Annotated in this window: 10 protein-coding genes; 7 read left to right on the forward strand and 3 right to left on the reverse strand. The window is 71.1% G+C overall.

Features of this window, described 5'->3' with window-relative positions; all coding sequences use genetic code 11:
* Positions 1-65: 65 nt before the first annotated feature.
* The 5 genes from ABFJ78_RS05990 to ABFJ78_RS06010 all read left to right on the forward strand — a co-directional run bounded on the left by ABFJ78_RS05990 (position 66) and on the right by ABFJ78_RS06010 (position 8,902).
* A complete protein-coding gene (locus tag ABFJ78_RS05990; protein WP_436384679.1) occupies positions 66-1,088 on the forward strand; it encodes a hypothetical protein in 1,023 nt (340 codons plus the stop codon).
* Between the two features lie 94 nt (positions 1,089-1,182).
* Positions 1,183-3,216 carry an AbfB domain-containing protein gene (locus tag ABFJ78_RS05995; protein WP_436384680.1) on the forward strand — a complete coding sequence of 678 codons (2,034 nt, stop codon included), beginning with the start codon at positions 1,183-1,185 and terminating at the stop codon, positions 3,214-3,216.
* Positions 3,217-3,295: 79 nt separating this feature from the next.
* Positions 3,296-7,468 (forward strand): polymorphic toxin-type HINT domain-containing protein, encoded by a 4,173-nt coding sequence (locus ABFJ78_RS06000; RefSeq protein ID WP_436384681.1) that lies wholly within the window; start codon positions 3,296-3,298, stop codon positions 7,466-7,468.
* Positions 7,469-7,533: 65 nt separating this feature from the next.
* Positions 7,534-8,211: a contact-dependent growth inhibition system immunity protein gene (locus ABFJ78_RS06005; protein ID WP_436384682.1), complete on the forward strand. Its 678-nt coding sequence runs from the start codon at positions 7,534-7,536 to the stop codon at positions 8,209-8,211.
* Positions 8,212-8,308: 97 nt separating this feature from the next.
* Positions 8,309-8,902 (forward strand): C39 family peptidase, encoded by a 594-nt coding sequence (locus tag ABFJ78_RS06010; RefSeq protein ID WP_436384683.1) that lies wholly within the window; start codon positions 8,309-8,311, stop codon positions 8,900-8,902.
* Here ABFJ78_RS06010 and ABFJ78_RS06015 read toward each other — a convergent pair.
* Entirely contained in the window at positions 8,899-10,143 is a 1,245-nt protein-coding gene (locus ABFJ78_RS06015; protein WP_436385399.1) for an alpha/beta hydrolase family protein, read from the reverse strand. The two genes, ABFJ78_RS06010 and ABFJ78_RS06015, sit on opposite strands and share 4 nt — an antisense overlap.
* Positions 10,144-10,186: 43 nt before the next feature.
* Entirely contained in the window at positions 10,187-10,759 is a 573-nt protein-coding gene (locus tag ABFJ78_RS06020; protein ID WP_436384684.1) for an ArsR/SmtB family transcription factor, read from the reverse strand.
* Between the two features lie 119 nt (positions 10,760-10,878).
* On the opposite strand from ABFJ78_RS06020, the gene ABFJ78_RS06025 reads away from it, so the two are divergent.
* Together ABFJ78_RS06025 and ABFJ78_RS06030 are read left to right on the forward strand one after the other, a co-directional pair.
* Positions 10,879-11,697, forward strand: coding sequence for a helix-turn-helix domain-containing protein (locus ABFJ78_RS06025; protein WP_436384685.1), 819 nt, complete (start codon positions 10,879-10,881; stop codon positions 11,695-11,697).
* Between the two features lie 85 nt (positions 11,698-11,782).
* Positions 11,783-11,893: a DUF397 domain-containing protein gene (locus ABFJ78_RS06030; protein ID WP_436385400.1), complete on the forward strand. Its 111-nt coding sequence runs from the start codon at positions 11,783-11,785 to the stop codon at positions 11,891-11,893.
* Here ABFJ78_RS06030 and ABFJ78_RS06035 read toward each other — a convergent pair.
* The gene (locus ABFJ78_RS06035) at positions 11,871-12,374 is read right to left on the reverse strand and encodes a hypothetical protein (RefSeq protein WP_436384686.1); all 504 of its coding nucleotides are present in this window, start codon (positions 12,372-12,374) and stop codon (positions 11,871-11,873) included. The genes ABFJ78_RS06030 and ABFJ78_RS06035 overlap by 23 nt on opposite strands.
* Positions 12,375-12,449: the final 75 nt, after the last annotated feature.

Below are 12,449 nucleotides of genomic sequence, written 5' to 3' on the forward strand. Positions count from 1 at the left end.
GGTGCGGGGGAGGGGAATCCATGCGCGTCCGCGCGTTGCTTTGCAGTGCTTGTTTCACGGTGGCCGTGTCGGTCCTGAGCCCGTCGGCCGCGCTCGCGGCCGGCAGCGCTCCCGGTGCGGCGGCGGTCGCGGCCACTCCGGCGGCGGACCGCGTGTGGGTGCAGTACCTGGCGCAGCGCGATCCGCGGTCGCTCGTCCGGATCGCGGCCTGGCAGGCCCTGCTGTCGAGCGACCCGGACGCCGCGATCGCCCAGTTCCTGACCTCCGGCTACGACTACGCGGTCCGGCTGTCCGCTGAGCGGAAGGCGCGCAACGCCGACTTCGCCAAGCGGGTTCTCGCGGCCTTCACCGCCGAGTTCGCGCCCGAAGTCCACGCCGCGGCGCAGTTTGCCGTGAGCAGCCGGAACGACGCCGATCGCGAGCTCTTCGCCAACGGCGGGTTCGAAGCGGCGAAGCAGCGTGACGCGGCCGCTCGGCAAGCCCGGGGTGACCAGGCCAAGGCGCTCTCGGACGCCGACCGCGCCTTCGTCCGGGACATCGCCGAGCGCGACCCGGGTGCGCAGGTGCGGGTGAGCGCGGCGTACGCGGTGCGCGCCGGCGCCACGGACGACGATCTCGTCGAGTTCTTCGCCAGCGGATGGGCGTTCGGCGCCCGGCTGGACCTCGAATCCTTCCGGCAGCGATCCGCCGACGACGACGCACGCTGGCGGGTCACGGTCGCCGGGTTGCTGGCCGACGCCACCGCCGCGGAAGAGGCCGCCGAGAACGCCTCGGCCGAGCTGGCCGAACAGGCTCGCGCCAACGCCGTCGGTGCCTGGCAGGCCGTCGGCAGGCAGACCGCCCCCGCACTGTCCTATTGGGACGACGCGCGCCGGGTCACCGACGCGCAGGCGGCGAACTGGGCGGCGGTCACCGCCGCCGCGAACGCCGCCACCGGGCCGAACTGGGCCGCCGTGGCCGGTCCGGCCGGAGCGGCGGAAGCCGACTGGACCGTGGAGCGCGACTTCGCCGTCCAGCAAGCCGCCTACTGGACTTCGTTGCTGCAGCAGGCGCTTGACGGCGAACAGCGGGTCCGCGCGGCCGGCTGACCGCACCGTTTCCGTTCTCTCCGGTCCCGCTCACCGCGGGACCGGTGGAACCGCGCGTCCGCGTGGATCGCGCACGACACCACTCGAGGGGAACATGAGAAGGCGAACGAATCTGGCGGTCGCAGCGGCCGTCGCCCTGGCCATGGCCGGCGGGCTCACCGGGGTGCCGGTACCTGCCGTCGCGGCCGTCCCGGTCCCGGCCGCGAGCGCGGCCACGGCCGCCGCGCCGGAATCGACGATGGAGGACAAGGTCCGGGCGGCCGCCGTGCTGGGCATCCTGGCCGGCGACGACCTCCTGGTGCTCAACGACCGCAACTTCGTCATCGCGCTGTGGCGGCAGGCCACGGGCAGCGAGGTCCGGGCTTCGGCCGAACTCGCCTTCTCGGGCACCGACCTCGAGTGCACGCAGTGGATCAAGACCGGCGTCCACGAGGCCAAGAAACGCGACGACGTCAACGAAATCCGCGATGCGGAGATCGCGCGGCAGGCCCGCGAGCTGAAGCAGCACGCCGCGGCCACGATCGGGATCGCCGCGGAGCCGGAGCTGCTCGTGCAGAGCTACCGCGACTTCGTCTACGCGCTCTGGCAGCGGGCCACCGGACCGAAGGTGAAGGCGGCCGCGCTGACCGCGTTCGGCGGTGACGAAGCGGCGCAGAAGGAGTTCCTGCTCAACGGCATCGTCACCGCGCACGCCCAGGACCAGCAGGACGCGATCGACGCCGACCAGGCCGCCAGCGAAGCGGAGAAGGCGCGGATCGCGGCCCGGAACGCCAAGGCGAACGCCGCCGCCGTGCTCGGCATCGTCGCCACCGAGAGCGTGCTGGTGCTGTCCGACGAGAACTTCGTGCGCGAGATCTGGAACCGGGCGACGCCGGGTACGGAGGTCGCGATCGCGGCCGAGACGGCTCTGCGCAGCAGCAACGCGGCCGACTGGAAGGCGTTCATCGACACCGGCATCTACGAAGCGAACCGGCGGGACATCGCCATCGCGCTGCAGAAGAAGGCGGACGCCGACCGCAAGCGCCTCAACGAGCTCAAGGTGAAGGCCGAGAACAGCGGGGTGCACCCGGCGCTGGTGGCGGCGGCCACGGTCGCCTTGGCCGGGGACGCCGGCGTGGTCGACCGGTTCCTGCGCATCGGCCAGTACGAGGACGCGGTGCTCCGGCAGTCGTTGAGCGCCCAGACCCCGGGGTCCCGCGGCGCTCACATCCGGGCGACGACGGGCTCGCAGGCCGTCATCGACTTCGGGCCGGCCGCTCCCCAGCCGGCCGACGGTGTCCCCTTCAGCTGGAAGGTCGTGCCGGGCCTCGCCGACTTCGACTGCCACTCCTTCGAGTCGGTCACCAGCTCGGGCACTTACCTCCGGCAGCTCGACTTCAAGGTGCTGGCGGCGGCGAGCGACGGCTCGGACCGGTTCCGGTCCGACGCCACCTGGTGCGCGCGGCCCGGCACGGACGCCGGCACGGTCACCCTGGAGTCGAAGAGCGCGCCCGGCCGGTTCCTCCGGCACTACGGCGGCCTGCTCTACGCCGCGGACAAGAGCGGCGCGCACCCGTACGACGCGGCGAGCCTCTACGACGTGGACCGGCTCTGGCGCGTCGACGGCGAGAACGCCACCAGCTCGGCGATCCAGCGGCGCTGGCTCAACGACGACGCCGTCCGCGCGCGCGTCGGCGACCCGGTGGCGGCCGAGGTCATCGACGGTTCCCTGCGGTACCGCGACTTCACGAAGGGCCGTCTCGTCTGGTCCACCGCCACGGGCGCGAAAGAGCTGGAGGGCAACATCCTGGCCAAGTACAACGAGCGCGACCTCCTGCACTCGGCCGCCTTCGGCGCACCGACCATCGACGAGACGTCCACCCCGGCCGGCGGCGGCCGGTACAACCACTTCGCCGGCGGCGGGTCGATCTACTGGACGAGCACGACCGGAGCGCACCCCGTTTCCGGCGGCGTCAAGGACCGCTGGCGGGCGCTGGACTGGGAACGCTCCTACCTCGGTTACCCGGCGGCCGACCCCGCCGAGACGGCCACCGCGATCTGCCAGAACTTCCAGGGCGGCTCGGTCTCCGTCCGGAAGTCCGACGGCGTCGTCACCGACAGCCGCTCGCGCTGCGTCGGAACGGCCTAGCGGCCCGCACTGATCGGTCAACGAACGGCGGGGCCCGGCACCTCCGGGTGCCGGGCCCCGCGACGTCTTGGGGAGAGTCGTGAACCTGAAGAGATCCGCGGTGGCGGGCGCGCTGGCCGTCACCCTGCTGGCCGGGCTGCTGCAGCCGTCCGCCGCCGCGCCGCACCCGCTCGCGGCGGCGCCGGTCGCCGCACAGCTCGCAGATGACCCGGTGCCGTCGGACAGTCCGCCCGAGGAGCTGTACCAGCCGTGGGACGGCCAGACCGGCGTGCCGGACTGGGGTGACCCGCGGTTCCGCCAGCTCGTCGCCGACAACGCCGAGCTGGCCGAAGACCCCGAGGTCCGGGACGCCGCCAAGGCCGCGCTGGCCGCGGGCGGCCCGGCGATCATGGCGTTCCTCGACACCGGGCTCGTCGAAGCCCAGCACCGCGCGGCCGAGCGCAAAGCCCGTGAGGCCGCGGCCGACCGCGCCCTCATCGAGCCGATGCGCGGTACCGGTGGGCCCTACTTCAACGCCGAAGTCGACCGGGTGCTGGCGGGCAGCGACTCCGATCGCAGGCTCTTCCTGGCGTACGGCAAGGACGTCGCCAAGCAGCGCGACGACCAGGTCACCCAGGACGCGCAGACCAGGGCGGCGCAGAACCGCTCCCGCGTCCAGCTCCTCACCGGCGCCGGCGGACCGGCCGTGAAAGCGGCGGCCGAGCAGGCCCTCCTCGGCGGCGATGCCGCGATCGAAGCCTTCCTGGCGACCGGCTACCTGAACGCGGCCAAGGCCGACGCGGAAGCCCGTGAACAGCAGATCGAGGCCGAGCGAGCCCGGATCAAGGCCGCGGAGGACCTTTCCGACCTGGCCAAACGCGCAGCACGGGCGGCGCAGGCGCGCCACGACCTGCTGGTCGCGCACGGCAACGGCGTCCGCGCGCTCGAGCGGGCCGCCAACGCGCTCGTTTCGGCCGGTACCGAAGCCCGTCGCGCCGAGCAGATCCTGGTCGCGAACAAGGCGGGTGGTCAGCACCCGCCGTCGGCGTTCGACGACGTGAAGAACGAAGTGGCGCGTCAGCTCGGCTACGCCCGGCAGGCCGCGACCGACGCCCAGCAGGCGGCGGCGACGGCTCAGGTTCAAGCGAACATCCTGGTCGACACCGGTCTGACCTACGGCGTCCAGTGGGCGCAGATGGCGACGGGCATGGCCGACGCGGCCCAGGCCGCGGTGTCCGCTTCCGAGACCGCGCAGCACGCGATCGACGCGACGGCCTACACCGACCAGGCCCGCAACGCGCAGGAAGAGGCGGAACGGCACGCCGAGGAAGCCAAGCAGTGGCGGCTGCACGCCGAGGAGCACGCTCGCGCGGCGGCCAAGATCGCCGACGCCGCCAAGGTCCAGGCGGACGCCGCGAAGGACGCGGCCGCTCGCACCAAGGCCGCGCGGATCGCCGCCGAACAGGCGGAAGGCGAGGCTTGGGCCGCGGCCGAACGGACCAAGAACGCCCGGATCACCGCCGAACGCGAAGCGGCGAACGCGGCGGCAGCCCGGGCGACGGCCGAACGCGAGCGCGGTAACGCCCACTCGGCCCGCCTGCGCGCGGACCAGCAGGCCGCGACCGCCCACTCGGCTCGCCGGGAAGCCGACCGCCAAGCCGGGATCGCGGCCGGCGCGCTCGACGACGCCCGGATCCAGGACGGCATCACCGCGGATCTCGAAATCAAGGCGCGCGGCGAAGAAGACAACGCACGCCGTGCGCGCGATCGCGCGTACGCGGCCGAAGCGGCTCAGCTGGCCTCCGATGCCCGTGCGGCCGCTCTCGAAGCGGGCGCGGCCGCGGCCCGGGGCGGGGCTTACGAACAGCCGGCCCGTGACGCGGCGACCCGCGCGCGTCAGGACGCCGGCACGGCCCGCACCGCGGCGACCGCGGCGCGCGGAGCGGCGAACACCGCGACGGGCGCGGCGGCGGGTGCGCGAGGGGCGGCCACCGAAGCCACCCGTGCGGCAGCCCGCGCCAGGGCAGCCGCGCAGGCAGCGCAGGCCGCGGCGGCACGCGCCGACGCGGCGGCACGCAAGGCCGAAGCCGAGGCCGCGGCGACGCACGCCGCGGCGTTGCGGGCCGAGGCCGCGGCGGCGGACGCCACGGCGAACGAGGCCAAGGCGGCCGAGGCCGCCCGGACGGCCACCGCGCTGGCGGAGCAGGCGTCCGGCGAGGCGATGCAGGCGCTCTTCGCGGCCGATCGCACGAAGGCGGAGGCCGACGCGGCGGCGAACGAAGCCGTGTCCGCGGCCACCCAGGCGAACCTCGCGGTCAATGCCGCGATGGCCGCAAGGTCGTCGTCGCAGGCGATCACCGACCCGGCCAACACCGCGATCAGCGTCGCGACGCCGTTCAGCGGAACCGACATCGCGGCCGACTTCACCGTGCTGGTCGCCCAGCAGGCGAAGCTGGTCGGCGACCAGCAGGCCCAGGCGGCCAAGACCCGCGCGGACGAGGCTCTCGTCGCGGCGCAGGCGGCGGCGGACGCGGCGGCCCGGGCGGCGGGCGAGATCAAGCCGGCGTACGACGCCTCCGCGGCGGCCGCGCGGTCCGCGTCGGCGGCCGCGAACTCGGCGGCCGAAGCCCAGCGAGCCGCCGCGGACGCGGCCGTCGACGGTGCCGCGGCCCGGGCCGCGAGTGGCCGGGCCGCCCAGGCGGACGCGCAGGCGAAGGCCGACGCGGTCCGGGCCAGGAACGCGGCCAACGCGGCGAGCAACGACGCGGCGATCGCGGGCCGGGCGGCTTCGGCGGCGGAAGGTGACGCGGCCGCCGCGCGGTCGGCGGCCAGCCGGGCCGAGGGCGACGCCGCCGCCGCGCGCGACGCGGCGAGCCGGGCGGAGGACAGCGCGACCAAGGCGGAAGCGGCGGCCGACGATGCCCGCATCCACGCGGACAACGTCGCGCAGGCGGCGAAGAACGCGTTGGACAGCTCGATCGAGGCCGGGAAGGCAGCCGACCGGGCGGAGGAAGCGAAGCGCAAGGCCGACCAGGACGCCGCCGACAAGGCCGCCGACGAGGCGGCGCAGGGTCGCCCTCCCTTGCCGCTGCCCGACGCGTTCGACGAGATCGACTACGGCCACGGTCTGGTCTTGTTCTACGACCCGGAAACCGGGGTCTACTACCTGAACGGTGTCGGACTGGGCAAGGACTCACCCGACCTGCAGCGGCTCATCCCGATCCTGCTGCGGCTGCTGGCCGGCGACGAGGAGAAGTACTTCTCCGCCGAGTACCCGTGGGCCGACCCGCGGACCGGCATCTTCTACCTCCTGGTCGATGCCTGCCGAGAGGATTCGGACCTGTGCAACAGCACCTTCGAGGCGGCGGTGCTGGGCATGGGCGCCGGTGGGCCGGATCCCGCGGGCAACGACGACCCGATGGCGTTCCTGCTCTTGGCGTCGTTCGCGGACTTCACGATCGGACCGGGCGGCAAGTGGAAGGCCAAGCCGCCGAGGGGAGTGCCGACCGGCGTCGCGTGCAACTGCTTCCCGGCGGGCACGACCGTCGCCACCGAGCACGGCCAGGTGCCGATCGAGCGGATCGCGGTCGGTGACCACGTCTGGGCTCGAGACCTCACCACCGGGCGCTCGGAGCTGCGTGGTGTGGTCGGCCTGTTCTCCAAGCACGCCGATGAGATCCTCACCGTCACCACCACGGGAACGTCGCTGCAGGTCACCCCACAGCACCCGTTCTGGGTGGTCGGCAAGGGCTGGACGGATGCCGGCGAGCTTCGCGTGGGCGACCGGCTTACCACGCTCGGCGGTGAAGAGCAGGCGATCACCGGGATCACGAGCGCCCGGGCGCCGACCACGGTTTACAACTTCGAGGTCGAAGGTGATCACAACTACTACATCACCGACGCGCAGCTGCTCGTCCACAACTGCAACCTCGGCTACCACGAGGCCGCGGGCGGCCACGCCATCGCCAAGCATGTGGGCCGCACCGATGCCCAACTGGCAGCGCGCAAGATCGGGCGATCGTCGACCTTCAACGACCTGCCCACGGCGGAGCGGATCACGCAGAAGAACCTCGACGGAAACGCCGCCAAGATCGCGGACTGGAAGGTGAACGGCACGAAGCCATTGACGATCACCACGCCCGTCACCGGGTCGGAAGGGCGGATTCTCGTCAACGGAGTGGCGCATGAAACACCGACACACGCCATCACCGTGCTCGTCCGGAATCCGAGTCTGCCGGACGGCTACTACATCAAGACCAGTTACCTGAACTGACAAGACGGATCTGCACGGGTTGCCGGGACCACGCGGTCCCGGCAACCTGCTTTGATGGAGTTGCGATGATCACGAAGTGCACCGCCGAATCCGGCGGTCAGCGGGTGGCGCCGGACTATGGCTTGACCTTCATCCGTCCACCCGAATTTCAGCTGACTCGCGGCCGTGAATACGAGGTCTACGGGTTCGCGCTGTTCGAGAAGGGCCCGGCGTTCCTCGTCCGCAACGAGCACAGGCAGCCCGAGTGGTACGCGACCAGTGTGTTCGAGGTCCTCGACAGCGCGGTCCCGGATGGTTGGCGAGCTGCTCGAGGCGACGGGTACGAGCTGGTGGTCACCTACCCGGAACTGGCGGCTTCGGAGACCGCCATGGCCGAGCTGGTCGAACTGCGGCAGGTCGCGCTACGGCCCTTCGCCCGGCAGGTGCAGGCCAGGACCAGTGCGCTCCCGGTGGAGGCGACGCCTCCCTTCGACGCGCTCCTCGAGCTCGCCGAGCAATTCCACCAGGACTACGACCTGGACGCCGACACGCCGCTCGACCTCATCGATGACGTCTACGGGGGCCTGGACGACGAGAAGCAGGCCATCGTGGCCGAGCTGGATGCCCTGTTCGCCGCGGGGATGGACGACGTCGTCGCGCACCGGATCTGGCTCGTCGAGGGCTGGGCCAGCTACGACCCCGCCCGCGATGGCCTGACCTGCCTCGAGTGGCTGAAACAGGTCAAAGACCACCTTTCGGCGTGATCCATCCGGGGCGGGGTGAGAGACGGACCCCACCCCGCCCCGCGATCATCCTCGTGAGACGCCAACCAACCGGCGTCACAACTGGGGAAGGATCGTCATGCGTAGATTCCGCGCCGGCTTCGTCGCGCTCGTCGCCGCCCTTGGGCTCGTCGGGCTGCCTGCCGTTGCCCAAGCCCGTACCGAAGCCGTTCTCAACATCCAGTACCAAGTTCAGGAAACCGGCTACTGGTGCGGCCCCGCCGCGACCCGGATCGCCATGTCGGCGAGGACCGGGAACCTGCCCAGCCAAGGCACTCTCGCCGCGCAGCTCGGGACCACCACCAACGGCACCGACTGGATCGGGCAGGTCACCGGCGTCCTCAACGCCGACCTCGGCACCTCCTGGTACGAAACCAAAGAGATGCCGAACGATCCGCCCACCCAGGCCCAGCGCGACCTGCTCTGGCGCGACATCACCCTCGACATCGACAACGGCTACGCCATCGTCGCCAACATCGTCGCGCCGGCGAACAACCACCCGCCCGGCTACCCGAACTACACCATCTACCACTACTTCACGATCATCGGTTACGACAGCTCGGACATGACCGTCAAGATCGCGGATCCGGCGAGCTTCGGCGGGAACCAGATCTACTGGCTCAGCTTCGACCAGCTCGCGACGCTGATCCCGCCGAAGGGCTACTCCGCCTAGATCCCCAGCAGTCCCCAATAAACCGCCCAGGGGACGAACACCACGCCGCCGGCCAGAGCCACGCCGAGACGCGGGGTTCGGTGCCGCCACCACGTCACCGCCGTGGCGATGGTGGCGGCCACCGTGCCCACCGCCAGCAGCTGTACCGCCAGCCACGGCAACGGCCGGCCCAGCACCACCGGGCCGAGGCTCTTGCCCATCGACGTCTGGATCAGCACGTCGACCACCAGGAACCCGATCACCGTCAGCAACCCGGTCACGCCCAGCCGGCGGGTGCCGCGGCGCAGGGCGAAACCGAACGCCACCAGCAGGAACACCAGCACCGCCAGCTGGAGCCACGTCGACTCGTACCACCTCAAAGAGGTGACCGCGGTGCTCGGCCGGTCCTGCGAAGGCGGTGCATCAGCCGAAGAAGCTGTGGGCAGGTCGTGCACCCACGTGCCCACCAGCTCCAAGTACCCGGGCGCGTAGCCGGGCAGCTTGTCGTAGCCGTCCGTCGTGCGGCGCAGCTGGTGCTGCGCGTCCGGGAACACCCGCAACGTGTACCTGCCCACGGACTCCTGGAAGATCCGGACCGCTTCCCCCGGCGGCGTCAGGACGTCCTTCGCGCCCCACAGCCCGAGTACCGGCTGGCGCAGGCTCTTCAGCACCGGCACCGGGTCGTAGTACGCCTCCGGGAACACGCCGCCGCCGACCAGCTGGCGCATCATCGTCGACGACGCCATCCGGACCATCGAGCCGTCCATTCCCAGGCGCCGCAGCTGGTTCTCGATCGCCCACGCCTGTTGCCGCGACGGCTCCACGCCGTTCGCCCCCAGTGTCACGACGAAAGCGACGTCAGCGGACCGGGAAGCTGCCAGCGGTGCCACCCAGCCGCCTTCGCTCAACCCCCAGACGCCGACCCGTGACGGATCCACCTCCGGCCGTTTCCGCAACGCCTCGACGGCCGCCAGCGCGTCGTCCGCCAGTGTCGAGTACGACCGCGAGAACTGCGAATACCCCTCGGTCCGCTTGTCGTAGATGAGCGTCGCTATTCCTTGCCGCGCAAAGGCTTCCGCCTGGTCTCGGTAGTCCTCGCGGCTGTGTTCCCCCGAGCCGTGGACCATCACCAGCCCCGGCAGTTTCGTTCCCCCGGGCGGTGCGACGACGCTGCCGTGCAACGTCACTCCGCCGTTCGTGAAAGTCACGTCGCTCGCGTCGGCCGAAGCCGGTGGCGCCCACGCCGTGACAGCCAGGATCACCCCGGCCAGTAGTAGAGCCCCTCTTCGCATGTGAGATCCCCTGTCATGTTTTTTCCCCTGGATCCGGGAACGCGAGCAGGCGCACGAGCACGCGCCGCGCTTCCGGTGACCGGTCGTCCTCGGGCCGCCAGTACCGGCGGAACAGCTCCATGTAGTCGTCCCAGAACTGCTTCAGTTCCTCCGCGGTGAGCCACGTGCCGCCACGCGCGTAGAGCAGCGCGTCCGGCCAGTCGCCGGGCAGCCCTTCGCGCGTTTCCGCGAACCGGTTCAGCTTTTCGAGGTCGTCCTCGAACCCCTGGCGCTGCATGTCGTCGAACAGCACGCGGGATTCGGCGCTCTGCGCACTGCGGCGCGGCCACCGGATGTCCCGCGGCCGCGTCCGCCACCACCGTTCCTTGCCCTTGGCGAGCTCAGGGACGTCCTCGACGAACCCGAACCGCGCCAGCTCCCGCAGGTGGTAGCTGGTCGCGCCGGTGTTCTCGCCGAGCGTCCGGGCGAGCTTCGTGGCGGTGGCCGGGCCCGCGGACAACACGCCGAGTATCCGGCGGCGCAACGGGTGCGTGACGGCCTTGAGGACGTCCGGGTCCAGTTCTTCCGGTGGTGGAGCGCTGGTCATGGCCCCACTGTAGCCGTGCAAAGAAAGTTGTGCAAAGAAACTTCTGCACGTGGGAATCCCAGATTGCCGGACCCGGGCCTTACTATCCGTGCCCATGTGGTTCCGAGGGGTCAGACACCGTGGGTGAGCCGAACCTGCCCGCCCGGCAGATGGGGCGTCAGCTGAAGCGCATGCGCGAACGGCTCGGCATGACGCAGGACGAAGCCGGCGCGCCGCTGCGCATGTCGACGAGCAAGATGTCGCGCATCGAGATGGGGTACCTGCCGCCCTACCACGACTTTCGCGCGCTGCTGGACCGGTACAACGTGGTCGTTTCGGACTGGGACGAGTACATCGCCGCCTACGACCGCGCCAAGGAGAAGGGCTGGTGGCACCACTACGGGGTGGGGAATCGCGGGTTCCTGCCGATCGAGGCCGAGGCGAGCGCGGTGAAGGTCTTCCAGTTCGGCTACATCCCCGGACTGCTCCAGACCGAGGCGTACATGCGCGAGGTCTTCGCCGCGGCGCGGGTGCAGATGAAGCCGAAGGTGCTGGAGAACCAGGTCACCGTGCGGCTGCTGAGGCAGCTGCGGCTCACCGACCCGCCGATCCTGCGGTTCCACGCGATCATCGACGAGTACGCGCTTCGCAGGCCGATCCTGGGGCAGGCGGAGAGGAAGGAGCAGCTGCGGCACCTGATCGAGCGGGCTCAGCTGCCGAACGTGACCCTCCAAGTGGTGCCGGAGGATGTCGGTGCCTACGCGGGTCAGAACGGCAACCTCATCATCGCGAGCTTCGATGACCCCCAGGAGCCGGACATCGCCTACGTCGAGCACATCTTCGGCTCAGTTCACGTTGAGAAGGAGGGGGAGGTCGCCGCTGCTAAGCTGGCCTTCAAGGATTTCGCCGATCGGGCCTTGGACGCGGAGGACTCGATCGCGCTGATCGAACGGCTCTGAGCGGGAGGCTGCGGTGTCCACTGTAGACGCACGGTGGGTCAAGAGCAGCTACAGCACAGATGGCCAGGGCAGTGATTGTGTCGAGGTGGCGCTTGGCGCGCCCGTCGCCGTGCGGGACTCCAAGGCTCCCGACGGCGAACTGCACCTGAGCCCCGCCGCCTGGTCGGCCTTCCTCACCAAATCGGGTGATCGCTGAACTTCCGCAGCGTCTGCACCGACGGCCGCACGAAGAACATCCCGGCCACGTACCCCAACGTGGCGAAGGCGAAGGTGGCCAGCGTCGTCAGTACGTCCGGCCGCAGCCGGAGCACGATCGAGGCCGCGAAGAGCCCGAGAATCAGCACGAGCGTCAGCACGTACGTGCACAGCAGCGCGGTGCGCGCCGACGCCGCCGTCGCGACCACCAGGTAGTCACCGCGCAGGCAACGCCGTGCCGAGAGCACCAGCACCGCGATCGCCAGCACGCCCAGCGGCGGCAGCACGACCGCGGCCTTCCCGATCAGCGACTCCGGCAGGGCGTGGCCGTGGGTGAGGCTCTCCAGGAACGTCTGGAGACCGAACAGCAGCACCATCGCGGCGATCATCGAGCACCCGACGACCACCGAACCCGCGCGCACCCGCTCGGCGAACCGGGGTGGCAGCGGCACGAACTCGACCTGCCCGGAAGTGCCCTGCATCCACCTCACCTCCGAACGCCGTGAAGGCCACCATAAGGAACTCGGGGTTCCTCGCGGTGGCCTCCACGGAGATTC

The organism is Amycolatopsis sp. MEPSY49, from assembly GCF_051337345.1.
GTDB lineage: Bacteria > Actinomycetota > Actinomycetes > Mycobacteriales > Pseudonocardiaceae > Amycolatopsis.